The organism is Nonomuraea sp. LPB2021202275-12-8 (assembly GCF_037044575.1).
In the GTDB taxonomy this organism is placed as follows: Bacteria; Actinomycetota; Actinomycetes; order Streptosporangiales; family Streptosporangiaceae; genus Nonomuraea.
Window position 1 is genome coordinate 19,965 of record NZ_JBAHWD010000011.1, and the last position, 25,953, is coordinate 45,917.

Annotated in this window: 25 protein-coding genes; 14 read left to right on the plus strand and 11 right to left on the minus strand. The window is 72.1% G+C overall.

Annotation, left to right across the window (positions count from 1 at the left end; genetic code table 11):
* Positions 1-33 precede the first annotated feature (33 nt).
* The 5 genes from V5E28_RS21460 to metH form a co-directional block, all read right to left on the minus strand.
* A complete protein-coding gene (locus V5E28_RS21460) occupies positions 34-1,800 on the minus strand; it encodes an ABC transporter substrate-binding protein (protein ID WP_336208777.1) in 1,767 nt (588 codons plus the stop codon).
* A gap of 47 nt (positions 1,801-1,847) precedes the next feature.
* A complete protein-coding gene (locus V5E28_RS21465) occupies positions 1,848-2,840 on the minus strand; it encodes an ABC transporter permease (protein ID WP_336208778.1) in 993 nt (330 codons plus the stop codon).
* Positions 2,841-3,064: 224 nt separating this feature from the next.
* Positions 3,065-3,544 carry a cellulose synthase gene (locus V5E28_RS21470; RefSeq protein ID WP_336208779.1) on the minus strand — a complete coding sequence of 160 codons (480 nt, stop codon included), beginning with the start codon at positions 3,542-3,544 and terminating at the stop codon, positions 3,065-3,067.
* Between the two features lie 279 nt (positions 3,545-3,823).
* Positions 3,824-4,468, minus strand: a complete 645-nt coding sequence (locus V5E28_RS21475; RefSeq protein WP_336208780.1) for an HAD family hydrolase — start codon at positions 4,466-4,468, stop codon at positions 3,824-3,826.
* Positions 4,469-4,838: 370 nt separating this feature from the next.
* Complete coding sequence (gene metH, locus V5E28_RS21480) at positions 4,839-8,303, minus strand: methionine synthase (protein WP_336208781.1); 3,465 nt, start codon at positions 8,301-8,303, stop codon at positions 4,839-4,841.
* Positions 8,304-8,369: 66 nt separating this feature from the next.
* On the opposite strand from metH, the gene V5E28_RS21485 reads away from it, so the two are divergent.
* The 3 genes from V5E28_RS21485 (at position 8,370) to V5E28_RS21495 (ending at position 10,211) form a co-directional block, all read left to right on the plus strand.
* Positions 8,370-8,558, plus strand: coding sequence for a hypothetical protein (locus V5E28_RS21485; protein WP_336208782.1), 189 nt, complete (start codon positions 8,370-8,372; stop codon positions 8,556-8,558).
* Between the two features lie 74 nt (positions 8,559-8,632).
* Positions 8,633-9,487, plus strand: coding sequence for a PAC2 family protein (locus V5E28_RS21490; RefSeq protein WP_336208784.1), 855 nt, complete (start codon positions 8,633-8,635; stop codon positions 9,485-9,487).
* Positions 9,488-9,656: 169 nt separating this feature from the next.
* Positions 9,657-10,211, plus strand: coding sequence for a hypothetical protein (locus tag V5E28_RS21495; protein WP_336208786.1), 555 nt, complete (start codon positions 9,657-9,659; stop codon positions 10,209-10,211).
* 15 nt (positions 10,212-10,226) lie between these two features.
* Here V5E28_RS21495 and V5E28_RS21500 read toward each other — a convergent pair whose 3' ends face one another.
* Positions 10,227-10,928, minus strand: a complete 702-nt coding sequence (locus tag V5E28_RS21500) for a sirohydrochlorin chelatase (RefSeq protein WP_336208787.1) — start codon at positions 10,926-10,928, stop codon at positions 10,227-10,229.
* On the minus strand, positions 10,925-12,094 hold the full coding sequence (locus V5E28_RS21505; RefSeq protein ID WP_336208788.1) for a uroporphyrinogen-III synthase: 1,170 nt from the start codon (positions 12,092-12,094) through the stop codon (positions 10,925-10,927). Before V5E28_RS21505 ends, V5E28_RS21500 begins: the two co-directional genes overlap by 4 nt.
* A gap of 239 nt (positions 12,095-12,333) precedes the next feature.
* On the opposite strand from V5E28_RS21505, the gene V5E28_RS21510 reads away from it, so the two are divergent.
* Positions 12,334-12,819: a peptide deformylase gene (locus V5E28_RS21510; RefSeq protein WP_336208789.1), complete on the plus strand. Its 486-nt coding sequence runs from the start codon at positions 12,334-12,336 to the stop codon at positions 12,817-12,819.
* Here V5E28_RS21510 and V5E28_RS21515 read toward each other — a convergent pair.
* The 3 genes from V5E28_RS21515 to V5E28_RS21525 are packed head-to-tail and all read right to left on the minus strand — an operon-like array spanning position 12,806 to position 14,590.
* On the minus strand, positions 12,806-13,042 hold the full coding sequence (locus tag V5E28_RS21515; protein WP_336208790.1) for a WhiB family transcriptional regulator: 237 nt from the start codon (positions 13,040-13,042) through the stop codon (positions 12,806-12,808). The two genes, V5E28_RS21510 and V5E28_RS21515, sit on opposite strands and share 14 nt — an antisense overlap.
* Positions 13,043-13,070: 28 nt before the next feature.
* Entirely contained in the window at positions 13,071-13,991 is a 921-nt protein-coding gene (locus tag V5E28_RS21520; RefSeq protein WP_336208791.1) for a glycosyltransferase, read from the minus strand.
* Positions 13,988-14,590 (minus strand): D-glycero-alpha-D-manno-heptose-1,7-bisphosphate 7-phosphatase, encoded by a 603-nt coding sequence (locus tag V5E28_RS21525; protein WP_336208792.1) that lies wholly within the window; start codon positions 14,588-14,590, stop codon positions 13,988-13,990. Before V5E28_RS21525 ends, V5E28_RS21520 begins: the two co-directional genes overlap by 4 nt.
* Before the next feature lie 168 nt (positions 14,591-14,758).
* Here V5E28_RS21525 and V5E28_RS21530 point away from each other — a divergent pair, with 168 nt between their 5' ends.
* From V5E28_RS21530 to V5E28_RS21575, 10 genes are read left to right on the plus strand one after another with little or no spacing between them, the layout of a single operon-like run.
* On the plus strand, positions 14,759-16,390 hold the full coding sequence (locus V5E28_RS21530; RefSeq protein ID WP_336208793.1) for a carbamoyltransferase family protein: 1,632 nt from the start codon (positions 14,759-14,761) through the stop codon (positions 16,388-16,390).
* On the plus strand, positions 16,387-17,418 hold the full coding sequence (locus V5E28_RS21535; RefSeq protein ID WP_336208795.1) for a glycosyltransferase family 2 protein: 1,032 nt from the start codon (positions 16,387-16,389) through the stop codon (positions 17,416-17,418). The genes V5E28_RS21530 and V5E28_RS21535 overlap by 4 nt, the downstream gene beginning before the upstream one ends.
* Positions 17,415-18,524, plus strand: coding sequence for a glycosyltransferase family 9 protein (locus tag V5E28_RS21540; RefSeq protein WP_336208796.1), 1,110 nt, complete (start codon positions 17,415-17,417; stop codon positions 18,522-18,524). The genes V5E28_RS21535 and V5E28_RS21540 overlap by 4 nt, the downstream gene beginning before the upstream one ends.
* Entirely contained in the window at positions 18,521-19,708 is a 1,188-nt protein-coding gene (locus V5E28_RS21545) for a glycosyltransferase (RefSeq protein ID WP_336208797.1), read from the plus strand. The genes V5E28_RS21540 and V5E28_RS21545 overlap by 4 nt, the downstream gene beginning before the upstream one ends.
* Positions 19,709-19,710: 2 nt before the next feature.
* Positions 19,711-20,259 carry a D-sedoheptulose-7-phosphate isomerase gene (locus V5E28_RS21550; protein ID WP_336208799.1) on the plus strand — a complete coding sequence of 183 codons (549 nt, stop codon included), beginning with the start codon at positions 19,711-19,713 and terminating at the stop codon, positions 20,257-20,259.
* A complete protein-coding gene (locus V5E28_RS21555) occupies positions 20,256-21,662 on the plus strand; it encodes a PfkB family carbohydrate kinase (protein ID WP_336208800.1) in 1,407 nt (468 codons plus the stop codon). Before V5E28_RS21550 ends, V5E28_RS21555 begins: the two co-directional genes overlap by 4 nt.
* Positions 21,659-22,333, plus strand: coding sequence for an SDR family oxidoreductase (locus V5E28_RS21560; protein WP_336208801.1), 675 nt, complete (start codon positions 21,659-21,661; stop codon positions 22,331-22,333). Before V5E28_RS21555 ends, V5E28_RS21560 begins: the two co-directional genes overlap by 4 nt.
* Positions 22,324-23,196, plus strand: a complete 873-nt coding sequence (locus V5E28_RS21565) for a glycosyltransferase family 9 protein (protein ID WP_336208803.1) — start codon at positions 22,324-22,326, stop codon at positions 23,194-23,196. The genes V5E28_RS21560 and V5E28_RS21565 overlap by 10 nt, the downstream gene beginning before the upstream one ends.
* Positions 23,193-24,155, plus strand: coding sequence for a UDP-glucuronic acid decarboxylase family protein (locus V5E28_RS21570; protein ID WP_336208804.1), 963 nt, complete (start codon positions 23,193-23,195; stop codon positions 24,153-24,155). Before V5E28_RS21565 ends, V5E28_RS21570 begins: the two co-directional genes overlap by 4 nt.
* Positions 24,156-24,173: 18 nt before the next feature.
* A complete protein-coding gene (locus V5E28_RS21575) occupies positions 24,174-24,713 on the plus strand; it encodes a cysteine hydrolase family protein (RefSeq protein ID WP_336208805.1) in 540 nt (179 codons plus the stop codon).
* 14 nt (positions 24,714-24,727) lie between these two features.
* On the opposite strand, the gene mshC is transcribed toward V5E28_RS21575, so the two are convergent.
* Entirely contained in the window at positions 24,728-25,951 is a 1,224-nt protein-coding gene (gene mshC, locus V5E28_RS21580; protein WP_336208806.1) for a cysteine--1-D-myo-inosityl 2-amino-2-deoxy-alpha-D-glucopyranoside ligase, read from the minus strand.
* Positions 25,952-25,953: the final 2 nt, after the last annotated feature.

Genomic DNA, 25,953 nt, shown 5'->3' on the forward strand with positions numbered 1-25,953 from the left:
CTGCCTTCGCTTAGATCCCCGAACATCGCCTGGTCACTCGACGCCGAGCAGCACGTAGTCGTACATGCTCTGGCCCTCGTTGTAAGCGATGTTCGTCACGCCCTGGCCGCGCAGGAGCAGCGCCTTGGCCCAGACCACCGGGAGGATGGAGGCGTCCTCCATGACCTTCTTGTCCACGTCGACCCACAGCTTGGCGCGGGCGGCGTCGTCGAGCTCGGCGGAGGCCTGGTCGATCAGCTTGTCAACCTCGGGGTTCTTGACACTGAGGTTGTAGTTGCCGGCGTCGCGGATGGTGCGGCTGTCGACGATCGCCTGCAGGAAGCCGTAGCCGTCAGGCCAGTCGGAGCCCCAGCCGTGACCGGCGAGGCCGATGCCGTTCTTCTTGACGTAGTCGGTGTTACCGGCGTAGTCGGAGAAGTAGCTGGAGGCCGGGAAGCCCTTGAGGGTCAGCTTGATGCCGACCTTGGACAGCGCCTGCTCCATCGCCTCGGCCAGCGCCTTCTCACGCGGGCGGTCGGCGCGGAACGTCATCGTGGTGGAGAAGCCGTTGGGCTGGCCGCAGGCGGTGAGCGCCGCCTTGGCCTTGGCGATGTCGCCCTTGTTGCCCTCGGACGGGTAGATGTCGAACTTCTCCTGGCCGACGATGGGCGGCGGCATCACGTTGGTGGCGATGTCGCCACCGGCGACCTCGCCTCCGTAGGCGGTCTGGTTGGCGACGCGGTCCGCGGCGAACATCACGGCCTTGCGGCACTCGACGTTGTCCAGGGGCGGGTTGTCCGGGATGACCGAGACGTACCAGAGCCTGGGGATGGTCGGGTTGTCCGTGCGGGCCTTCAGGGCGGGGTCGGGGAGGACCTTGCCCAGCGCGGCCGGCTGCAGACCGGTGCCCGGAATGTCGAGGTGGATGTCGCCGGAGATGAGCTGGTTGTCCAGGTCATCGGCGTTGACATTCAGCTGGACCTCGATGCGGTCCGGCAGCGCGGGACGGTTGGGGTCGGTCGCCGCGTCCCACTGGTCGTTGCGGACCAGGGCGAACTTCTTGCCGATCTCGTTCGTCTCGAACTTGTACGGGCCGGACGAGATGACCTTCTCGCGGTACTTCGCGCCGGTGTCCTTGTCCTTCGGCACCGGGGCGGTCATCGGCATCTGAACGATGTAGTCGAACGACGCGAACGGCTTCGTCAGGTGGAAGACGACCGTCTGGTCGTCCGTCGCCTCGACGGCCGACTTGTAGTCGACGTCGGGGGTCTTGTAGACGCCCTTGAAGTCCTTCGGCCAGGCGAGCAGCTCGTTGAGGTAGGACGGGCCGTGGGGGAAGGTCTCCTTGTCCCAGGTCCTGGCCACCGCGTAGGCGACGTCCTTGGCCGTGATCGGCGTGCCGTCCTCGTACTTGAGACCGGCCTTGATCTTGTACGTCCAGGTCTTGCCCTCGTCGCTCGGCTCGCCAAGGCCTTCGGCCAGGTCGGGCACGACGGTGTTGCCCTCGGGGCCGGGACCGGGCTTGTACATCGTCAGCGTCCGCCAGTACAACCGGCCGAAGTTGAACGAGTAGCCGTAGTAGGTGTCACCCGGGTCCAGGCTGTCCCAGTCGCCCGAATGGGCTGCCTTCAGCGTCCCGCCCTTCTTGGTGGAAGGGTTGAACACCTCGGTCAGTGCGGCGTTGGCCGCGGGTTGCGCGGCGCCGCCCGACGCCGACTGGGCGGGCTGCTGGGGTGTGTCGCCCCCTCCGCCGCCACAGGCGGAGAGCACCAGGGCGAGCGCCGCTGTCGCGGCCGCTGCCAGTGCGGATTTCCTTCTCATTGACTACCCCTTGTTAGTGGAGATGGGGATTGGAGCATGGGCGAAGATCAGTGCGCCCGCGGGTCGAAGGCATCCCTCAGCCCGTCGCCGAACAGGTTGAACGCCAGAACCGTGATGAAGATCGCCAAACCAGGGAAGATCACGAAGTGCGGGAGCGTGTAGAAGCGCACCGCTTCCGAGAGCATGCCGCCCCAGGTGGGAGTGGGCGGGTTGATGCCGACCCCCAGGAAGGACAGCGCCGCCTCGAACAGGATGTTGGTGGGGATGAGCAGCGTCGCGTAGACCAGGATGGGCGCGATCAGGTTGGGCAGGATCTCGCGGAACAGGATGTAGCCGTTGCGCGCCCCCAGGCTCCGCGCGGCGTCGACGAACTCACGCTCACGCAGGGAGAGGGTCTGGCCGCGGACGATGCGGCCGATGCTGGGCCAGCTGAAGAAACCGATGATGAAGATCAGCATCGCGATCCGCAACGAGTTGCCCTCGAGGCCGAATCCCTTGTCGGGGATCACTCCCGCCAGCGCGATGGCGAAGACCAGGAGCGGGAAGGCGAGGAAGACGTCCATGAGGCGGCCGATCACCTGGTCGACCCAGCCGCCGAAGTAGCCGGCGATCACGCCCATGACCGTGCCGATGACGACCGACAGGATCGTGGCCGTGAAGCCGATCAGCAGCGAGATGCCGGCGCCGGCGACGATGCGACTGAAGATGTCACGGCCGTTGACGGGCTCGACACCCAGGAGGTATTCGGCCCCCATGCTGCCGGCGTTGCCCTTGGGCAGCAGGGTGGCGGGGTCGATCTGGTCCTGGTGGAACTCCAGGGGCGGGTGCCCGATGGCGGCGATGATCGGCGTGGCGAAGATCGCCACGAGGATGAGCACCAGCACGGTGATGCCACCAGCCAGAGCGACCTTGTCTCGTCGCAGCCGCATCCAGGCGATCCTGGTGAGGGATCGCCCCTGAACGGCCTTGCCCGCCCCCGTGAGCACGGCCTCCGGCTGCGCCTCTGCCGCGGAACCGGAAACGTCGAGCGGTGCGGTCATGCCGGATAGCCCCCTGGATTTCAGACGACGTTGTCTGTTGGTTCTGGTACAGACCGCTCGTCGCGACCTCAGGAGGCAGGATGTATGGCCTGAGCTGCGCTGACTAGTCCCTCAGGCCGCTATGTGGCTCAACTGTGATTGACGCGAAACTCATTCGTATCGATCTTGATGGGATTGTCTACGGCCAGTCCCGGTTACGTCTCGGAACTGTGACACAATCCGGCTCAACTGATGCCACGGCGTTTGAGAAGATCCTCGATGTCCGAGAAGTCGTCATCGCCGGTGCTCTTCTTGCGCGGTTCGACGGCGGGCTTGGCCGCCGCAGGCCGGGCAGCCGGCTGCCCCGCGGGGGCCTCCGGTGCCGCCTCACGCGCCTTCTTGCCACCGCCCGCCTTGGCCAGCTTGCGGCCTCGCAGCACGCCCGACGTCACGAACAGCACCACCGACAACCCTGCCACGGCCACGCCCGCCCACACCACCGGGTTGAACACCAGGCTCGTCACGAACCCCACGAGGGTCGAGCCGATGGTCCACAGCGCCTGCAGCGCCCCGGTCAGGTAGGCCGCCAGCGGCAGCAGCGCCCACGCGGCCGCCCGCATCCCGGACGCGGCACCCCGGCGCCGGAACGCCAGGAAGCTCAGCACCAGGCCGGCGGCGGTCACTCCGACGCACAGCGGAAACCATGCGATCTGGCTGTAAAGCATTCGAGCCACCCTCCGTCTTCGGCTACGCCTCCATCCTGGCACGCGATATGGCGCGTGTTCCTCCTCCGCGAGAACCACCGTTCCCCTAGGGGATGAGCGATCCATGCCCGTACGGGGTCCGCGTCCGGTTGAGGTCACCGTCCGTGACATCACCTCACCGTACGGCCCGCGTCACCTACGGACAGTGATGGACCGAGAAGTCGAGCCACTCAGGCGAAGCCACTCAGGCGAAGCCACTCAGGCGAAGCCACTCAGGCGAAGCCACTCAGGCGAAGCCGCTCAGGTGTGGATGAGGGCACGGAGGGCCGGGACGCCGATACCGGACAGGGAGGGGACGACCAGCCGGCCGGGGGCCGCGTCGATGGGCAGGAGGCTCGGCACGGCCACCACCGCGCAGCCTGCGGCCGTGGCGGCGGCCACCCCCGTCGGGGAGTCCTCCAGGACGACGCAGCGGACCGGCTCCACGCCGAGCAGGCGGGCGGCCGTCAGGTAGGGCTCGGGGTCGGGTTTGGTACGGGTGACGTCGTCGGCGGTGACGACGGCGTCGAAGCGGTCCCGGCCCACGCCCTTGAGCACCGCGTCGGCGATCTCCCTCAGCGATGACGTGACCAGCGCCACCGGCACCCCCTCGTCGCGCAGCGCGTCGAGCAGCTCGCCGGCTCCTGGCATGACGCGTACGCCTCCCGCCAGGCGGGACACCATGTTGGAGACCATCGCCTCGCGCACCGACGCCGCTGAAGCGGTGGAGCCGGACACAGCGAGCATGTAGTCGACGGTCCGCTCCATGGAACCGCCCACCAGATGCGTCTGGTGCTCGGGCGTCCACTCGCCGCCGAGCCCCGCCATCACCTGGGTCTCGACCTCCAGCCACACCCTCTCGGTGTCGACGAGGAGCCCGTCCATGTCGAAGAAGACCGCTTCCATACATCCCCCGATCGCTGCTGCCTGCCCGCCATTGTCGCCGCCGGCCATCCGCCACCGGCAAGCGCCCCTCGCCCTCCCGGTCACCGACCCGCCGCCGACCCCGCCCGGTGGCCGTGGCGGATGACCCGTGACTCATGGATCGTGGTCGTCGGCCTTCCTCCGGTCATGGTCACCGGCTGCCGGTCACCAGCGTCGCCCACCGGCCACCGGAGGCCACGGGCCGCCCGCCCAAACCAGCTGACTGCCACCCACGACCAGCCACAATGACCGGTCACCGTGGCCGGAAGCCATCGCCGGCGGCCGGCGCCGATGCCTTCCGGCGGAAACCGTTCGCCCGGGGCCGGTCGCCTGCGGGCGTGCGGGCGACCGGTCAGACGTTGAAGTATTTGGCCTCCGGGTGGTGGGCGACCAGCGCGGAGGTCGCCTGCTCGGGGTGGAGCTGGAACTCCTCCGACAGCGTGACCCCGATCCGCTCCGGACCGAGCAGCTGGAAGAGCTGCTGCTGGTCCTCCAGGTTGGGACAGGCAGGGTAGCCGAAGGAGTAGCGGCAGCCCTGGATGTTGACCTTGAGCATGTCGTCGAGGGACTCCGCGCCGCCGATCCCCCACTCCGAGCGGACCCTGGCGTGCCAGTATTCCGCCAGCGCCTCGGTGAGCTGCACCGACAGCCCGTGCAGCTCCAGGTAGTCGCGGTAGGCGTCCTTGGCGAACAGCTCGGCCGTGGCCTCGGAGATCTTGCCGCCCATCGTGGCCACCTGGAAGCCGACCACGTCGACCTCGCCGGAGTCCTTGCCGCGGAAGAAGTCGGACAGGCACAGGTGCCGGTCGCGGCGCTGGCGCGGGAAGGTGAAGCGGGTGCGCTCGTCGCCGGCCTCGTCGAGGACGATGAGCGAGTCGCCGTCGCTGACGCACGGGAAGTAGCCGTAGACGACGGCCGCCTCCAGCAGCCCCTCGGTCTGCATGCGCTCCAGCCACATGCGCAGGCGCGGGCGGCCCTCGGTCTCGACCAGCTCGTCGTAGCCGGGGCCGTCGCCGCCCCTGGTCGGCTTGAGACCCCACTGGCCGAGGAAGAGCGCCCGCTCGTCGAGGAAGGCCGCGTAGTCGGTCAGCGGGATGCCCTTGACGATGCGGTCGCCGTGGAACGGCGGCTTCGGGACCGGGTTGTCGGCGGCCACGTCGGAGCGGGACGGCAGCTCCTCGACCGGGGTGCGGGTCAGCACCGCGCCGGTCTTGACGCGGCGCTCGCGCAGCGGCGGCAGCGTGGCCCCCTTGACGCCCCGCTTGACGGCCATGAAGGCGTCCATCAGGCGCAGGCCCTCGAACGCGTCACGGGCGTAGCGGACCTCGCCGGAGAACACCTCCGCCAGGTCCTGCTCGACGTAGGCGCGGGTGAGCGCGGCGCCGCCGAGCAGCACCGGGTAGCGCTCGGACAGGCCCCTGGAGTTCATCTCCTCCAGGTTCTCCTTCATGATCACGGTCGACTTGACCAGCAGGCCCGACATGCCGATGACGTCGGCCTTCTGCTCGTCGGCCGCCTCCAGGATGGCCGAGACCGGCTGCTTGATCCCCAGGTTGACCACCTGGTAGCCGTTGTTGGACAGGATGATGTCGACGAGGTTCTTGCCGATGTCGTGCACGTCGCCCTTGACCGTGGCCAGCACGATGCGGCCCTTGGTCTCGCCCTCGACCCGGTCCATGTGCGGCTCCAGGTGGGCGACGGCGGTCTTCATCACCTCGGCCGACTGCAGCACGAACGGCAGCTGCATCTGGCCGGAGCCGAACAGCTCGCCCACCGTCTTCATGCCGTCGAGCAGCACGTCGTTGATGATCTCGAGCGCGGGGCGCTGGGCGAGCGCATCTTCGAGGTCGGCATCCAGGCCCTTCTTCTCGCCGTCGATGATGCGCCGCTTGAGCCGTTCCCACAGGGGCAGAGCGGCCAGCTCCTCGGCCTTGCCTGCGCGCACCGCCGCCGCGTCGACGCCCTCGAACAGGTCCATGTACCGCTGCAGCGGGTCGTAGCCCTCGCGGCGCCGGTCGTAGACCATGTCGAGCGCGACCTGCCGCTGCTCGTCGGGGATGCGGGCCATCGGGACGATCTTGGAGGCGTGCACGATGGCGGAGTCGAGCCCCGCGTTGACGCACTCGTTGAGGAAGACCGAGTTGAGCACCATGCGGGCGGCCGGGTTGAGGCCGAAGCTGATGTTGGACAGGCCCAGGGTGGTCTGCACCGCCGGGTAGCGGCGCTTGAGCTCGCTGATGGCCTCGATGGTCTCCAGGCCGTCACGCCTGGTCTCCTCCTGGCCGGTGGCGATGGGGAAGGTGAGGCAGTCGACGATGATGTCCTCGACCCGCATGCCCCAGTTGCCGACCAGGTCGTCGATCAGGCGGGAGGCCACGCGCACCTTCCAGTCGGCGGTGCGCGCCTGGCCCTCCTCGTCGATGGTCAGCGCGACCACGGCCGCGCCGTGCTCGCTCACCAGCCGCATGATCCGCTGGAAGCGGGAGTCGGGGCCGTCGCCGTCCTCGTAGTTGACGGAGTTGACGGCCGCCCGCCCGCCCAGCATCTCCAGCCCGGCCTGCAGGACCGCCGGCTCGGTCGAGTCGAGCATGATCGGCAGCGTGGAGGCGGTGGCGAAGCGGAAGGCCAGCTCCTTCATGTCGGCGACGCCGTCGCGTCCGACGTAGTCGACGCACAGGTCGAGCATGTGCGCGCCGTCGCGGGCCTGGTCGCGGGCCGTCTCGACGCAGTCGTCCCAGCGGCCCTCCAGCATGGCCTCACGGAAGGCCTTGGAGCCGTTGGTGTTGCAGCGCTCGCCGATCGCCAGGTAGGAGGTGTCCTGGCGGAACGGGACGCTCTGGTAGAGGGAGGACGCGCCGGGCTCCGGGTGCGGGCGGCGGGCGACGGGCTGCCTGCCGCGCACCCGCTCGACCACCTGCCGCAGATGCTCGGGGGTGGTGCCGCAGCAGCCGCCGACCAGCGACAGGCCGTAGTCGCGGGCGAAGGTGTCGTGGGCGCCGGCCAGCTCCTCCGCGCTGAGCGGGTAGTAGGCGCCGTCGGAGGTCAGCACCGGCAGGCCGGCGTTGGGCATGCACGACAGCTTCAGGCGGGAGTGGCGGGCGAGGTAGCGCAGGTGCTCGCTCATCTCGGCGGGGCCGGTGGCGCAGTTGAGGCCGATCACGTCGACGCCTAGCGGCTCGATCGCGGTGAGGGCGGCGCCGATCTCGGAGCCGAGCAGCATCGCGCCGTTGGTCTCGATCGTCACCTGGGCGATGATCGGCACGTCGCGCCCGGCGGTCTCGATCGCCCGCTTGGCTCCGATGACGGCGGCCTTGACCTGGAGCAGGTCCTGGCAGGTCTCGATGATCAGCGCGTCGGCGCCGCCCGCGATCAGGCCGGCCGCGTTGTCGCGGTAGGCGTCGCGCAGGCTCTCGTAGGGCAGGTGGCCGAGGGTGGGGAGCTTGGTGCCGGGCCCCATCGAGCCGAGCACGAACCGCGGCTGCTCCGGGGTCGACCAGTGGTCGGCCCGCTCGCGCGCGATCCTCGCGCCGGCCTCGGAGTATTCGAAGACCTTGGCGCCGATGTCGTACTCCGCCAGCGCGGCCAGGTTGGCGCCGAAGGTGTTGGTCTCCACGCAGTCGACGCCCACCGCGAAGTAGGCGTCGTGGACATCGCGCACGATGTCGGGCCGCGTGACGTTGAGGACCTCGTTGCAGCCCTCGTGGCCTTCGAAGTCGTCGAGCGTCGGGTCCTGCGCCTGAAGCATGGTCCCCATCGCGCCGTCGGCGACGATCACACGCTGGGACAGCACTTCACGGAAGGACGAGGAGATGCTCATGGGCGCAAGCTTATCGGCTGCCCTCCGGACGATTGGCTGTCGTCCCAGCAGTTGAACATCACATCCATGAGGGCACGGACGGCGCTGCCCCGCCGGGCTCGCCGGCACTCCCGGCTCGCCCCTCCCTCTATGGGGCCCGGCGGCGCCACCTCCGTCCTGGCCTGCGCCTACCTGGCCCGGCCGGACCGGGTGCGCGCCGGCGTGAGCCCCGCGAGGCGCTCGTCGTCCGGCCCGCCGGACGGCGGGCGCCACTGATCGCGCTTACCACGTGACATGAGTGCCTCCTCACCACATAGGCTTAGCGGAATGGTGGAGACAGGAGGCGACACGTGATCGAGCTCGAAGGGCTCCCCGAGCTCGTCGACCCGGTGCTCATTGCCGCGTTCGAGGGGTGGAACGACGCGGGCGAGGCTTCGAGCGGTGTGATCGCCCATCTCGAGGCCGCCTGGAAGGCCGAGCCGCTGGCCGAGCTCGACCCTGACGACTACTACGACTTCCAGGTCACCCGGCCCGTCGTGGAGATGGGCGACGGCCTGACGCGGTCGATCGTCTGGCCGACCACCCGGTTGCTGCACGCGCGCCCGCCGGGCAGCGAGCGCGACGTGGTGCTGCTGCGCGGCATCGAGCCCAACATGCGCTGGCGCTCGTTCTGCGCCGACATCGTCGAGGTCTGCCGCGAGCTCGGCGTGGAGCTCGCGGTGATGCTGGGCGCGCTGCTCAACGACTCTCCGCACACCCGCCCGGTGCCGATCCTGGGCAGCGCCACCGACGAGGCCCTGGCGCGCTCGACCAACCTGGAGCTCAGCCGCTACGAGGGGCCGACGGGCATCGTCGGCGTGCTGCAGCACGCCTTCGGCGAGGCGGACCTCGACGCCGTCACGCTGTGGGCGTCGGTGCCGCACTATGTGGCCCAGCCGCCCAACCCCAAGGCCACCCTGGCGCTGCTGCGGCGCATGGAGGACCTGCTGGAGATCCCGATGCCGCTGGGCGACCTCGACGAGGAGGCCCGCGCGTGGGAGCTGGGCGTGGACGAGCTCGCCTCGCAGGACAGCGAGGTGGCCGAATACGTCAAGGAGCTCGAGGAGCGCAAGGACGCCGCCGAGCTGCCCGAGGCCAGCGGCGACGCGATCGCCGCCGAGTTCGAGCGCTACCTGAGGCGCCGGGACCGCGACACCGACGGCTGACCGTACGCGATCCTCGGAATCGCGACGGCCGGCCGTACGACACCTTGGGCGAGAAGCACGGCGTGCCACGCGCCGCCGGCTGCCGACTCATAAAGTGCCCAAACGCCGTACTTTTACGGAATACGGGTTCATAATCGAGTTTTACGTGTCTGCGCACGTTAGGCGGATCATGGCGACTTCCCCCGGTGACCCGCACCAGACCAGCCAGGACACCAGGAGGCGCGTCCTCCAGATGGCCGCACCGCTCCGAGCGGACCGCGTCGACGGCTCGGTCGACCACTTCCTCGCCATGCTCCAGGACCGGCTCCCGCTGTGGATACGCATCCTGAACGACCTGTCACACCTCGCCGGCAAGGGCAGGGTGCGGGACAACCTGGTCCCGGTGGCGCGGGCGGGCATCGACTACTACGTGGACGTGCAGTCGGCCGCGCTGCCCGCGTTCACCTCTCCCTCGGTCACCGTACGTTTCCGCCAGGCGCTCAGGGAGAACGGCCTCGGCCCTCCGACGGAGACCGCGCCGCTGGCCCACTATCTGGACGCCGAGCGGCGGCTGGGCCGGGTCGCCGCGCAGGTGGATCCGGAGGCGAGCGCCCGGCTGCTGCTGGCGGGCTGTTTCCACCACGCCTACATCGAGATGTTCGTGGGCGCGGACGCGGGCCCGACGCGCGACGTCGGCGCCGAGGAGATCGTCCGCGAGCTCCGCCTGGAGCCCTTCCCCGGCTGACCCCGCGGCGCGGGGTCAGCCCGTCGCGCGGGTAACCGTGCGCGCGGCCAGTCGCCTGGCCTCGTCGTACCGGTGCCAGACGAGGGCCGCGACGTCGGCGCCGAGCGGAGCGCTGACCAGGTCGGCGCCCGCCGCCACCATGCGGGAGTGGAAGTAGCCGGGCGCCAGCAGGTAGGAGGCGACGGCCACCCGCGCGGCCGGCCCGGAGCGGAGCCGGTCCATGGCCTCCTCCAGCGTCGGCGTGCCCGCCGAGGCGAACGCCGCCGTGACCGGGCGGGCCAGGCGCACGGCGAGCCGGTGGGCGGCGGCCCGTACGTCGGCCAGCCCGGCAGGGTCGGAGGAGCCGGCGGCGCCCAGGATGACGGCGTCGGTGGCACGCAGGCCGGCGCGCACCAGGCGGCGGGCGAGCGCCGTCGTCAGCAGCGGATGCGGCCCGAGCCTGGCGGCGATGAGCGCGTCGGGGCGGTGCTCGGCGATGACGTTCGGCAGGTCGATGTGGACGTGGTAGCCGCCGGCGAGCAGCAGCGGGACCACGACGACCGGACCGGGGACGGCGGGCAGCACCTCCGACAGCAGCGGCGAGCTGATCTCGAGGTAGCTCAGCTCGACGCGGTGCCCGGCGCGGGCCCGCCGGACGGCCGCGGCCAGCGCGGCCAGGGTCTGCTCCCCCTCCTCGCTTCTGGTGCCATGGGCGGCCAGGACGAGCGTGGGTGTCACAGGCCTGCCTCGTAGGTGCAGGCGAGGCGGTAGCCGCGCTTGACGACCGTCTCGACGATCCCGGCCGGGCCGAGGGCGCGGCGCAGGCGGGTGATGGCCATCTCGACGGCGTGCTCGGCGGAGTCCCTCGCGAGGCTGCCCGGCAGCACGGTGCGCAGGTCGGCGCGGGACACGACGTGGCCGGGCTTGTCGGCCAGGCGTTTGAGCACCGACATCGGGGCGGGCGGGAGCGGTCTGAGCTCGCCGTCGACGACGACGGCGTGGCCGCGGATCTCCAGCCGGTGCTCGCCGGCGTCGAGCCGGGTGACGGAGTGCTCGGGCAGGTGCCTGGCCAGGGCGCGGGCCAGGGCGCCCAGCCGCGCGCGGTCGGGCTGCAGGGTGGGCACGCCGCGGGCGGCCAGCGGGCCGGCCGTGACGGGGCCGACGCAGGCGGCGACGGCGGAGCCGGAGAAGGCCGCGAGCAGCGCGTCCTCCAGGCCCTCCGCACGGGCCGCGCCGAGCATGGCGTGCACGGCGGGCGCGCTGGTGAAGGCCACCGCGTCGATCGCGCCGGAGATCGTCTGGGTGATGAGGCGGCGCAGCGGGGAGGGGTCGCGGTAGGGCAGCCAGCGGTAGACCGGGATCTCGATCACCTCGGCCCCCGCCTCCCGCAGCTCGGCGACGAAGTCGGTCAGCGGCTCGCCGTGCTGCTGCACGGCGATGCGGCGGCCGTTCAGGTCCTGGGCCAGGAGGTACTGCTTGACCTCCTGGCACGATTCGGTGGCGGGGGTCCAGTGGTCGTTCAGGCCGGCGGCGCGGACGGCTCCCCTGGCCTTGGGCCCGCGGGTCAGCAGGCGGGCCTTGGCCAGGTGGTCACCCAGGTCTCCGGACAGGCCCCAGCCTTCGGCGGCCGCCATCCAGCCGCGGAAGCCGACGCCGGTGGTGACCACCACGTCGTCGATGGGTCCTTCCAGGCTCTCCCTGGTGGCGGCGAGCAGGTCGGCGTCCTCGGCGAGCGGCACCAGCCGGATCGCCGGGGCGCTCAGCACGCGGGCGCCGCGACGTTCGAGCAGCGCGCCGAACTCCTCGCGCCGCCTGGTGGCGGTGACGCCCACGGTGAAGCCCGACAGCGCGTCAGGCGCCGTCTCCGGCGAGGGGGCGGTGTCCTCGATGGGTTGCGCACTCATGCGAACACCTCGTCATAGGTCGGGTCTGCCGGGAGGCCTGGCCGGGCCCCGAGCACCCGGCCAGGCATCACAGGCACGTGAACCGAAAGTGAGATCACGTCCTCGATAGTGCTTTTGGCTGGTTTCCGGGCTGGGTCTCTTCTGTTACCACTGTGCTACAAGCCAGAACCCCCACGATTGGCGATCCCGGCGGGCGGGAACCCCTCCGATGTGCCACGCGATCTATCGGGGAGTTGCGGGTGACAACGCTGCCCATCCGGACGTTCGACGATCCGGTGCTGCGCTCGGTCGCGGCGCCGGTGCGGGACTTCGATCGCGAGCTGCGCAGGCTCGTCAAGTCGCTGACCGCCACGCTGCGGGCCGGAGCCGGCCGGGCCGGCCTGGCCGCGCCCCAGCTCGGGGTGCCGCTGCGGGTGCTGGTCTACTCCTATGACGGCGCGTCCGGCCATCTGGTCAATCCGCGGCTGGAGCTGTCGCAGCGGCGGATCACGGCCGACGAGGCGTGCCTGTCGGCGCCTGGCGTCTGGTGGCCGCTGGAACGTTCTTACATGGTCACGGCGCGTGGCCGCGACATGTTCGGCAAGCCCGTCACCGTGCGGGCGCTGGGCGTACTGGCCAGGGTGCTGCAGCACGAGACCGACCATCTCGACGGGGTGCTGTTCAGTGACCACCTCGAAGCGAGCGAGCGGGAGCGGTTCCTGGCGGCGGCATTCACCGCGGAATGAGGGCTCGCCGCTGTTCGGGATCGGTTCCGCCCCAGACTCCGTGGGTCTGGCCGCTGGTGATCGCATAATCGAGGCAGGGCTCGCGCACCGGGCAGCTCCGGCAGACGGCCTTGGCACGTTCCACCTGCGACTGACCGGGGCCCTGGAGCGAGATCGGGAAGAACAGCTCCGGGTCGAGGTCCAGGCAGGCGGCGCTGCGTGACCATTCGAGCTTCATCATCATATGCCTCGCGTACCCATGCGAAATCGGGTCATACCTCTTCAAACAGGTGATCCCAGTCGTCCAGGAACCTTTCGAGCCCGTAACGGGCCAGCGCGGCGGCCCGCGCGGCCTTGCCCGCCTGGGATGCGCGCTCCGGATCGTGCACGAAATCCTCGAGCGCGTCGGCCAGCACGCCGACCCTGGTGGAGACGACGCCCGCCTCGGGCGGCACCGCTTCCACGGCCTCGGTGGCGGCGAGCGCCACGACGGGCATGCCGAGCGTCATCGCCTCGATGAGCGCCAGCCCGAGCGACGTCCACCGGTAGGGGTGCAGGTAGGCGCGCCGCCTGGCGAGCTCGGCGTGCATCCGCGCCTGCGGCAGGTCCTCGTACGTCCCGTACGGCAGGCCGTCGACCTTCATGCCGAACAGGTCGAGCGGCACTCTGGCGGCGAAGCGCGGCAGCAGGTCGGTCCCCGCCACGCGGGTGCGCCTGACGGGCTCGTTCACCACGACCCCGGCCGCTGCCAGCTCGCCGGTGTAGAGGTGGCCGGGATCCGGGATGCCGTGCTCGATCACCCGGGTGGGCGCCCTGCCGCTGTCCCAGAACAGCTCGTTGAAGTGGGTCACGTGCACGACCGTGATGTCGTCGCGCCCGGCGAGCGGGTGCCTGGTGCGGGGAACGTCGCCGACGGGGGTGTTGTGCTCGACGTAGACGCCCGGCAGGTCGCGGCCGAGCCACTCGCGGGCCAGCTCCGGCTCGTGCGGCCGCTGATAGACGATCAGGTCGAGGGGCTCGTCGCGGAGCCGGTCCCAGGGCACCTCGCGGGCGGTGGCGGGCCAGTCGTAGGTCCGGGCTCTCCCCCGCCCGTCAGGACCGCGACCGGGGACGAGCGGCAGCACGTAGTCGTGGCGGCCGCGTACGAAAGAGGTGGTCCACGAGCCGTGGACGTGCCACAGCAGGATCCTCACCAGCGGTTCCAGCCCATCGCCCGGGACCAGGTGACGGCGGCGCCCGCGGTGACGGGGGTGGCGGTGACGGTGTCGCTCAGCACCCGGTCGGCGACGTCGATCAGGTCGGCGGCCACCTCCGGGGCACGCGAGACCTCTTCGCGCAGCGTCTGCGGGGTCGGCACCAGGATGCCGCGGGCGCCGACGGCCCTGGCCGCGTCCATGTCCCTGCCGATGTCGCCCACCACCACGCAGTCGCGCGGGCTCACGTCGAGCACCGCGGCGGCCCTGATCACCAGTCCCGGCGCGGGTTTGCGGCAGGTGCAGCCGTCGCCGTCGTCGTGCACGCAGATCGCCCAGGCGTCGAACGGCCCGAGCAGTTCCTCGACCTTGGCGTTCACCTGCTCCATCTCGTCGGCCGTCAGCAGGCCCTTGGCCACGCCCGACTGGTTGGTGACGACCGCCACCGGCACGTCGGCCCGGCGCAGCCTGCTCAGGGCCTCCAGCGCACCCGGCATGAGCTCCACGCGGGCCGGGTCACCGTTGTACGGGACGTCCCTGATCAGGGTTCCGTCCCGATCGAAGAGCACGGCTCCGGGACGTCGTAGTTCGAACACCATTCACCTCCGTCGCGTGCTCCGCAGCTACCCGGGCGCCAACCCCACAAACAACTACTCAGCGTAATCAATTCCAGGTAGTTTGGCCTGTTTGTGCAGTTCACGGAGGTCGTCGTGTTTGAGAGCCGCTTCTCTCGGTAGCGGTTCTCTTAGTTCTCGGGGGAGGAACGGATGAGATTTCTCGGTATCAACGCGATCTTCCACGACCCGGCCGCCGCGCTGGTGGCCGACGGGCAGGTGGTCGCCGCGGCGGAGGAGGAACGCTTCAGCCGCCGCAAGCACGGCAAGCGGCCGCTGCCGTTCTCCGCGTGGGAGCTGCCGGAGCAGGCGGCCGCCTGGTGCCTGCGCGAAGCGGGGATCGGTCCCGAGGACATCGACGCGGTGGCCTACTCCTACGATCCGGCCCTGGTCCGCCGGCACCCGGACGGCGACTGGGAGGACCTGCGCACCACGTACGCGGTGCGCGCGCCCCTGTTCCTGTCCACTGCGCTGCCCGGACTCGACCCGGCCCAGGTGCGGTTCGTGCCGCACCACGTGGCGCACGCCGCCTCGGCGGGACTCGCCTCACCCTGGCGCGACTGCGCGGTGCTGGTGTGCGACGGGCGCGGCGAGGACGTCTCCCACCTGGCCGGCCGCTACCAGGACGGCGAGCTGGAGGTGCTCGCCGCGCAGCGGCTGCCGCACTCGCTCGGGCTCATGTACGAGGACGTGACCGAGCACCTGGGATTCCTGCGCTCCTGCGACGAGTACAAGGTGATGGCGCTGGCCTCCTACGGCCGGCCGCGCCACCTGGAAGCGCTGCGCGAGCTGGTGCACACCACCGGCGACGGCGGCTTCCACGTCGAGCCCGTCGACTGGAACGGCTACGCCAAGGCGCTGGCCAGGGGCGAGTCGTGGACCTGCGACCACGCCGACCTGGCGGCCAGCGTCCAGGCCCGGCTGGAGGAGGTGCTGCTCGAGCTGGCCCGCTGGCTGCACGAGCGCACCGGCGAGCGCCGGCTGGCCATGGCGGGCGGGGTCGCGCTGAACTGCGTGGCCAACACCCGGCTCCTGGCCGAGGGGCCGTTCGACGAGGTGTGGGTGCAACCGGCCGCCGGCGACTCCGGCACCGCGCTCGGCGGCGCCCTCCACCTGGCGCAGGCTCACGGCGAGCCCGCCGCGCCCATGCCGGGCGCGGCACTCGGCCGCGGCTTCACCGACGAGGAGCTCGGCGCGTGGCTCGACGTGGCCAGGGTCCCGTACTCGCGGCCGCCCGACCTGGCCGCCGCCGTGGCCGCCGAGCTGGCCGCCGACCGGATCGTCGCCTGGTTCCAGGGCAGATCCGAGTACGGCCCGCGGGCGCTGGGCAACCGGTCGCTGCTGGCCCACCCGGGTCACGCGGCCAACACCGAACGGCTCAACGACGTCAAGGGCCGCGAGCAGTTCCGGCCCATCGCGCCCATGGTGCTGGAGTCGCGGGCCGCCGAGATCTTCGGCCGGGGCCCGACGCCGTCGCCGTACATGCTGTTCGTGCACGACGTGCACCCGTCGTGGCGCGACCGGATCCCCGCGGTGGTGCACGTGGACGGCACCGCCCGCGTCCAGACCGTCTCCCCCGCCGCCCACCCGCTGCTCGCCCGCGTGCTCGCGGAGTTCGAGTCGCGGACCGGACTGCCCGTCGTGGTCAACACCAGCCTCAACACCGCAGGGCGGCCGATGGTGGACGACCCCCGTGACGCGCTCGAATGCTTCGGCTCCTCCCCGGTCGAGGTGCTCGTCCTGGGGCCGTACCTGGTGCGGCGCGGAGAGGTGTTCGCCCAGTGATCACTGTCGTGATTCCCACCGTCGGCCGCCCGAGCCTGCGGGTCACTCTCGCCGCGCTCGGACCAGACGTGCCGGTCGTCGTGGTGGACGACCGGCCGGCCGCCCACGCGGCCACCGGCCAGGCGCCGCTCGAGGTGCCGGGGAACGTACGCGTCGTCCGCTCCGGCGGGCGCGGGCCTGCGGCCGCCCGCAACGCGGGCTGGCGGACCTGCGGCACCCCGTGGGTGGCGTTCCTGGACGACGACGTGGTGCCGGAGCCCGGCTGGGCCGCTGCCGTCCGGAAGGACCTGGTGGGCCTGGCCGACGACGTGGCGGGCAGCCAGGGGCGCATCGTGGTGCCGCTGCCCCGCGAGCGCCGCCCCACCGACGCCGAGCGCAACACCGCCGGGCTGACCCGCGCCGAGTGGCCCACGGCGGACATGGCCTACCGCCGCACGGCGCTGGAGCGGGTCGGCGGGTTCGACGAGCGCTTCCCGCGCGCCTACCGGGAGGACGCCGACCTGGCCCTGCGGATGTTCGAGGCGGGCTTCCGGCTGGTCAAGGGAACCCGGGTGACGGTCCATCCGGTACGTGACGACGGGTTCTGGTCGAGCGTCCGGTTCCAGCGCGGCAACGCCGACGACGCCCGCATGCGGCGCCGCTACGGCCCCGGCTGGCGGGAGGCCATCGGCGGCGGGCCCCGCAGACTGCGCACGCACGCGCTGACGACCGCCCTCGGCCTCACCGCCGCCGCCTGCGCCGCCTGCGCCGCCGCCGGCGTCCTGGCCGTGCGCCACCGCGCCACCTCTCCGCGCGCGGCCTCGCGTACGCCCGCGGCCTCGCGGGGGGCCGTCCGCGCGGCGCTGCCGCTCGCCGGGGTGGCCGCCGCGGCCGGTTGGGCCGCGCTCACCGCGGAGTTCGCGTGGGCACGGGTGTCGCCCGGCCCCCGCACCTCCCAGGAGGTGCTGCGGATGGTGGTCACCAGCGTGGTGATCCCGCCGGTCGCCTGCGCGCACCGGCTTCGGGGGGAATGGGAGGTACGAAGATGAGCGGTCGCTTGGGGGTGCTGTCACGCCCCAGGCCGGCGGCGGCCGGCGAGCGGGCCGGTGAGCGGCCGCGCCGCCGCCGGGAGCGGGTGCTCGTGGCGCGCCTCGACGACGCGGGAGACGTGCTGCTGGCCGGACCGGCCGTACGGGCCGTGCGGGAGCACGCGCGCGAGGTGGTGATGCTGGCCGGTCCGAACGGCAGGGCGGCCGCCGAGCTGCTGCCCGGCGTGGACCGGGTGATCGAGTGGTGTGCCCCGTGGATCGACAGCGACCCGCCGCCGGTGCACATCGACCGGGTCGCCGAGCTGGTCCAGCGGGTCAGGGGAATCGGCGAGGCGCTGATCCTCACCTCCTTCCACCAGTCGGCGCTGCCGCTGGCGCTGCTGCTGCGGCTGGCCGGAGTGCGGCGGATCGCCGCGATCAGCAACGACTACCCCGGTTCCCTGCTCGACGTCCGGCATGTCGTGGACGAGAGCGTCGACGTGCCGGAGGCGGAACGGATGCTGGAACTCGCCCGCGCCGCCGGATTCGAGCTGCCGCCCGGCGATGACGGCAAACTCGCAGTTCGAAGGCCATTGCCGAATATCGGCCGGGAGATAGGGCAATCACTGGGCGTCGGCGGCGCTGCCGACAGAGGCGCGTATGTCGTGGTGCACCCAGGGACCTCAGCTCCCGCCAGGACCTGGCCGGCCGAAAGGCACCGCCAGACCGTGCGAGAGCTGGTCGACGACGGGCATCAGGTCGTCGTAACCGGTACCGAACGCGAGCTCACCGCCTTCGTCGCTCACGGGGTCGCCGTCGACCTGGGCGGCAGGACGACGTTCGCCCAGCTGGCCGCCGTGATCGAACGCGCCGGCGTGCTCGTGGCCGGCAACACCGGCCCCGCGCACCTGGCGGCGGCTGTCGGCACACCGGTCGTGAGCCTGTTCGCCCCCGTCGTTCCCGCCGCGCGGTGGGCCCCGTACGGCGTGCCCGCGGTGCTGCTCGGTGACCAGCAAGCGCCCTGCAGGTTGAGCAGGGCGCGCACCTGTCCGGTCCCCGGGCACCCGTGCCTGTCCGAAGTGACCAGTGAGCAGGTGGTCAAGGCAGTGAGGGAGCTGGCGCAGTGAAGATCGATCTCATCTCCGAGCACGCGGATCCGCTGGCCGTCGTCGGCGGCGTCGACTCAGGCGGCCAGAACGTCTACGTGGCCAAGCTGGCGATCGCGCTGGCGGCACGCGGGCACACGGTGGTCGTGCACACCCGTCGTTGCCATCCGACCAGGCCCGCCGCGGTACGGCTGGCGCCGCGCGTCACGGTCTCCTACGTCCCGGCCGGTCCGGCCGCGCCCGTGTCCAAGGACGAGCTCCCGCCGTACATGCCCGAGTTCACCGAGCGCCTGGCGGACCGCTGGGCGCGGCGCCGGCCGGACATCGTGCACGGGCACTTCTGGATGAGCGGGCAGGCGGCGCTGCAGGCCGCCGAGGGCATCCCGGTGGTGCAGACCTTCCACGCGCTCGGCACCGTCAAGCGGCGCTGGCAGGGCAACGCCGACACGAGCCCGGCGCACCGGATCGAGACCGAGCGGGAGATCGGCAGGCTGGCGGACGCGGTCGTGGCCACCTGCGGCGACGAGGTCGAAGAGCTGCGCGCCATGGGCGTGCCGGAGCGGCGGATCGCGGTCGTGCCGTGCGGCGTCGACCTCGACATGTTCCGCCCCGACGGGCCGGTGGCCCCGCGCACCGACGGGCCGATGGTGCTCAGCCTCGGCCGGCTGGTGCCGCGCAAGGGCGTCGACACGGTGATCGCGGCACTGCGCCAGCTACCGGACGCCGAGCTGGTGATCGCGGGCGGCCGGATCGACGACGAGGAGGCGGTGCGCATGCGCGAGCTGGCCGCCGGCTACGGGATCGGCGACCGGGTGCACGTGATCGGCAGCGTGCCGCGCGAGCACGTGCCGGCCCTGATGCGCGCGGCCGACGCCCTGGTCACCGTGCCGTGGTACGAGCCGTTCGGCATGGTTCCCGTCGAGGCGATGGCGTGCGGGGTGCCGGTCGTGGCGTCGGCGGTCGGCGGGCACCTGGACACGGTGGCGGGCTGCGGGCTGCTGGTGCCGCCACGCCGGCCGAGAGCGCTCGCCAGGGCGCTGCGCGACATCCTCGACAATCCGGACCGGCGGCGGGCGCTCGGCGCGGCGGGGGCGCGCCGGGCCCGCGAGAGGTACGGCTGGCCGCGGATCGCCGAGCAGACCGAGGCCGTGTACACGCAGGTGATCGACGGCCGGCTGTGCCGGCTGGCCGCTCTGGGGGGTTAGCCATGGACGTTCATCTCGAAAAGCTGCACGCCGCCCTGACCAGGGTCGACGACCACGCGGTCACGGTCCGCGCCTGGGGCGGCAAGCTCGCCGGCGTGCTGTCCGCCGGGGGCAGGCTGCTGGCCTGCGGCAACGGCGGCTCGGCGGCGGAGGCCCAGCACCTGACGGCCGAGCTGGTCGGCAGGTTCAGGGCCGACAGGCCGCCGTACGCGGCCATCGCGCTGCACGCCGACAGTTCCTCGATGACCGCGATCGCCAACGACTTCGGCGCCGACGAGGTCTACGCCAGGCAGGTGCGGGCGCACGGCCGTCCCGGCGACGTGCTGGTGTGCCTGTCGACCAGCGGCGGCAGCGCCAACGTGATCGCCGCCGCGCACGCGGCGCACGAGCACGGCATCCTCGCGTGGGCGTTGACCGGCCCCGCCCCGAACCCGCTGGCCGGCATCTGCGACGAGACGGTCGCCGTCCCCGCCGAGGAGACGGCGACCGTACAGGAAGTGCACCTGGCGATGATCCACATGCTGTGCGACGCCGTCGAGGAGGCGCTGTGACGGATCCGCGGCGGGGGCAGGACATCCGCCGTGGCCGTCTGGGCGAGGCGCGGCGATCGCCCGCGGTGATGGGCCCGCTCGTCGTCATCGGCGACACGCTGCTGGACGTGGACGTCGTGGGCGACACCGAGCGGCTCTGCCCGGACGCGCCCGTCCCGGTGCTGGACGTCGCCGCCGAGCACGCCCGTCCCGGCGGCGCGGGCCTGGCGGCGCTGCTCGCCGCCCGCGACGGCGCCGAGGTGGTGCTGATCACCGCGATCGGCGACGACCCCGCGGGCCGCCGCCTGTGCGGCCTGCTGTCGGCCGAGCTGGACCTGGTACGGCTCCCGCTGCGGGGCGGCACCGTGCGCAAGACCAGGATCAGGGCCAGGGGCCAGACGCTGCTGCGCATGGACACCGGCGACGGCACGGTCCATCACGCTCCCGAGCACGCCAAGGCCGCCGAGGCGGTCGCCCGGGCCGGCGCGGTGCTGGTCGCCGACTACGGCAGGGGCGTCGCCGCGATGGCGCGCGAGCTGCTGCGCGGCTGCCGCGTGCCGGTGGTCTGGGACCCGCATCCCAGAGGCGACAGGCCTGTCGCCGGCTGCACGCTGCTGACTCCGAGCGAGGCGGAGGCCCGGCTGCTGTGCCCGCTGCCCTACGCGGGCCCCGACCAGGCGGCCCACCGCCTGGTGCGCGAGCTGCGGGCCGGGGCGGTGGCCGTCACCCTGGGCAGGCACGGGGCGGCTCTGGCGCTGTCCGGCGGCTCGCTCACCAAGGTCCCCGCGCCCGTGCTGGCCATCGGCCAGGACGTGTGCGGCGCCGGCGACCGGCTGGCCAGCGCCGCGGCGCTGGCGCTGCGCGCCGGTGCGGATGTGGAGGAGGCGGTCGCCATCGGCGTGGGCGAGGCCTCGCGCTTCGTCGAGCGTGGCGGCGCCGCCGCCGTCCGCGTCCAGGAGCAGGAACTCGGCGACCGGCCGCGCACCGCGATCGAGGTGGCCGAGCTGACCAGGGCCTCCGGCGGGCGGCTGATCGCCACCGGCGGCTGTTTCGACCTGCTGCACGCCGGGCACGTCAGCCTGCTGCGGCGGGCCAGGGCGCTGGGCGACGCGCTCGTCGTCTGTGTCAACTCCGACGACTCGGTGCGCAGGCTCAAGGGCCGCGCCAGGCCGGTCGTGGACGCCCGCGACCGGGTCGAGGTGCTGCGGGCGCTGAGCTGCGTGGACGCGGTTCTGGTGTTCGACGAGGACACCCCCGCCCGCGCGATCGAGCTGCTCCGCCCCGACGTGTGGGTGAAGGGCGGCGACTACGAGGGCGGGAACCTGCCCGAATCCGAGGTCCTGGCCGGGCTCGGCGCGGAAACGGTCGTGCTGAGCCTCCTGCCGGGACGTTCTACCACCAATCTGATCAGGGAGATTCGATGAACGTTTTGATCACCGGGGGCGCTTCCGGGCTCGGCCTGGCGACCGCCGAAGCCGTGGAGAAGGAGGGCTGGCGGCCTCTGGTCGTCGACGTGCGCGAGCCCAATCAGCGCTTCGACCACGTCACCGCCGACCTGGCCGACCGGGCCCAGGCCGAGCGGGCGGTGCGCGAGCTGGCCGAGCGTGCCGGAGGCCTGGACGCCGTGGTCACCGCTGCGGGCATCGACGCGTGCGGGCGGCTGGAGGACGTGCCCGCCGACGACTGGGAGCGGGTGATCCAGGTGAACCTGCTCGGCACGGCCGCGGTCGTACGGGCGGCGCTGCCCTATCTGAAGCGGGTCCGCGGCCGGGTCGTCACCTGCGCGTCCACGCTCGGGCTGCGCCCGCTGAGCGACGCCTCCGCCTACAGCGCGTCGAAGTTCGGCGTGGTCGGGTTCACCAGGGCCCTGGCGGTGGAGCTGCGCGGCGAGGTCGGGGTGACGCTGCTCGTCCCGGGCGGCATGCGCACGGCCTTCTTCGACGGCCGCGCCGAGCAGTACAAACCGGGGCCGGAGGCGGGCCTGAACGACCCCGCCCACGTCGCCGCGACCGTGGTGTTCGCGCTGGGGCAGCCCACCGGCTGCGAGATCAGGGAGCTCGTCATCTGCCCCGACACGGAGACGTCATGGCCCTGAGTCTCCTGGTGCTGCGCGGGCTCGGGCTGGGTGACCTGCTCACGGCCGTTCCCGCGCTGCGCGCGCTGCGCCAGGCCTTTCCCGACCACCGGATCACGCTCGCCTGCCCGTCAACGCTCGACGCGCTGCTGCCGCTGATCGGCGCCGTGGACGACCGGCTCGACGTGTCGGGGCCGGGCCCGGTGCCGTTCGAGCGGCCCGACATCGCGGTCAACCTGCACGGCAAGGGCCCGCAGAGCATCGACGCGCTGCGCCGTACCCGGCCGGGCACGCTGATGAGCCACGGCACGGGCCCGCCGTGGCGCGACGGCGTGCACGAGGTGCGACGCTGGTGCGAGCTGCTGGAGTGGTACGGCATCGCCACCGATCCTGACGACCTGACTCTCGGCATCTCCGACCGGACGGGGCCGGTGGTGCTGCATCCCGGCGCCGCCTTCCCGGCCCGCCGCTGGCCACCGGAGCGCTTCGCCGAGGTCGCCGCGGCGCTGGACGACGTGGTCGTCACCGGCGGGGTCAAGGAGGTCGAGCTGGCCAGGCGGGTGGCCGAGCTGGCCGGGCTGCCGGACGAGCGGATGCTCGCGGGCCGCACCGACCTGGCCGGTCTGATCGAGGTGATCAGCAGGGCCCGGCTGGTCGTCTGCGGCGACACCGGCGTCGCTCATCTGGCCACCGCGTTCTGCGTGCCGTCGGTGGTGCTGTTCGGGCCGGTGTCACCGGCGCTGTGGGGGCCGCCGCCGGGCTGGCGGCACGTGGCGCTGTGGGCCGGGCACAACGGGGACCCGCACGGGGTGCGGCCCGACCCGGGCCTGTTGAAGATCGAAGTTTCCGAAGTCGTCGACGCTGCACTGGAGGTCACGTCATGAAGGCGCTTGTCACCGGCGGAGCCGGGTTCCTCGGCTCCTACCTGTGCGAGCGGCTGCTGGACGAGGGGGCGGACGTGGTCTGCATGGACAGCTTCCTCACCGGCGGGCCGCGCAACGTGGAGCATCTGATCGACCGGCCGTCGTTCCGCATCATCGAATGCGACCTGACCGGGTACGTCCACGTACCCGACCGGCTGGATCTCGTGCTGCACTTCGCCTCGGCCGCCTCGCCGGCCGACTACCTGCGCTACCCGATCGAGACGCTGCGCGTCGGCAGCGTCGGCACGCTGCACGCGCTCGGCCTGGCCAGGGAGAAGGGCGCCCGGTTCGTCCTCGCCTCGACCAGCGAGGTGTACGGCGACCCGCTGGAGCACCCGCAGCGGGAGACGTACTGGGGCAACGTCAACCCGGTCGGCCCGCGCAGCGTCTACGACGAGGCCAAGCGCTTCGCCGAGTCGCTGACCACGGCCTACCGGCACTCGCGCGGCACCGACACCGGCATCGTGCGGATCTTCAACACCTACGGCCCCCGGATGCGGCCCTTCGACGGCCGGGCCATCCCGACCTTCATCAGGCAGGCGCTGCTGGGCGAGCCGATCACCATCACCGGCGACGGCTCGCAGACCCGTTCGATCTGCTACGTCGACGACACCGTGGCGGGGATTCTCGCCATGGCCAGGAGCGACTTCGACGGCCCGGTGAACATCGGCAACCCGGACGAGCTGACCATGCTGGAGCTGGCCACGATGATCAGGGAGCTGAGCGGGTCGTCGTCGCCGATCGAGTTCATCGACCGGCCGGCCGACGATCCCCGGGTGCGCAGGCCCGACACGTCGCTGGCGACCGAGCGGCTGGGCTGGCAGGCGCGGGTGCCGGCGCGAGAGGGGCTGCGCCGGACCATCGAGTGGTTCTCGACGGAGCTGGCCGGCTATCAGCGGCTGGCCCCGGCGACCGCCTGAACCGGGGGCGGACCCACCGTGGCGAAGACCGCGTTGATCGTCGTCGACATGCTCAATCCGTACGAGCACGCCGACGCCGAACAGCTCGCGCGCGGCGTCGAGCCCGTCGTGCCCGCGCTCGCGCGGCTCGTGGGGCGCGCGCGGGAGCGGGACGACGTGGATCTGATCTACGTCAACGACAACCAGGGAGATTTCGCCGCCGGGCGCGAGGACCTGGTGGCCAGGGCGCTGAAGGGGCGCCATCCGGAGCTGGTGGAGCCGGTGGCGCCCCCGCCGGACTGCGCGTTCCTGACCAAGGTGCGGCACAGCGCCTTCTTCGGTACGCCGCTGGAGTATCTGCTGCGGCGGGAGGAGGTCCGGACCGTGGTGGTGACCGGCCAGGTGACCGAGCAGTGCGTGCTCTACAGCGCGCTCGACGCCTACATCAGGGAGTTCGCCGTCGTGGTGCCGCCGGACTGCGTGGCAACGCTCCACGACGATCTCGGCCGGGCCGCGCTGCGCATGATGGAGCGCAACATGTCGGCCGAGATCATCGGCGCGGACGAGTGCCTGGCCTGAGGCGGGGCCGCGCCTCAGAGCTCCAGGCCGAGCAGCGCGTCGGCCAGGTCGCGCACGAGGCCGGGCGCCGAGGCGTCCGTGCCCTCCCCTGCCAGCGCCCGGTCCACCCAGGCGTCGATCGCGGCCAGCGCCCCGGGAGTGTCCAGGTCGTCGGCCAGCCGCTCGCGGACCTCGGCCAGCAGTTCGTCCGCGGGCGGGGCGGTGGACCGCGCGCTCGCCGAGCGCCAGCGGGCCAGCCTGGCCTCGGCCGCGGCGAGCTGGTCGGGGGTGTAGGCCCAGTCCTCGCGGTAGTGGTGGGCGAGCAGGACGAGCCGGACGGCCATCGGGTCGTGCTCGGCGCGCAGCTTGGAGACGAACACCAGGTTGCCGCGGGACTTCGACATCTTCTCGCCGTCGAGCGCCACCATGCCCGCGTGCGTGTAGAACCTGGCGAACGGCCACTCCCCCGTGGCGGCGTGCCCCTCCGAGGCGCCGCACTCGTGGTGGGGGAAGATCAGGTCGGAGCCGCCGCCCGCCACGTCGAAGCCGGCGCCCAGGTTGTCCAGGGCGATGGCGGTGCACTCGATGTGCCAGCCGGGGCGGCCCCTGCCGAGCGGGGAGTCCCAGGCGGGCTCGCCGGGCCGCTCGGCCCGCCAGAGCAGCCAGTCGAGGGGGTGACGCTTGCCGGGCCGGTCGGGGTCGCCGCCGCGCTCACCGAACAGGGTCACCATCCGCTGCTCGTCGTAACCGGACACCTGCCCGTACTTGGGGGCGTCGGCCACGCTGAAGTAGACGTCGCCGTCGAGGGTGTAGGTGACGCCCTTGGCCCCGAGCTCCCCGATGAGCCCTGCCACCCGGCCGATCACCTCGGTGACGCCCACGTACTCGCGGGGCGGCAGGATGCGCAGCGCCTCCATGTCCGTGCGGAACAGCTCGATCTCCCGCTCGGCCAGGCTCTGCCAGTCGACGCCGGTCTGCTCGGCCCGCTCCAGCAGCGGGTCGTCGACGTCGGTGGCGTTCTGCGTGTAGTGGACCTCGTGGCCGGCGTCCCGCCACAGGCGGCCGACCAGGTCGAAGGCGAGATAGGTGTTGGCGTGGCCCAGGTGGGTGGCGTCGTAGGGGGTGATGCCGCACACGTACATCGTCGCGACCGGCCCCGGGTCGCTCTGCCGGACCTGCCTGGCTGCCGTGTCGTAGAGCCGCAGCGGGACGCTCTCACCGGGAAGTCTGGGGATGTTGGGGGCGGACCACGATCTCATGT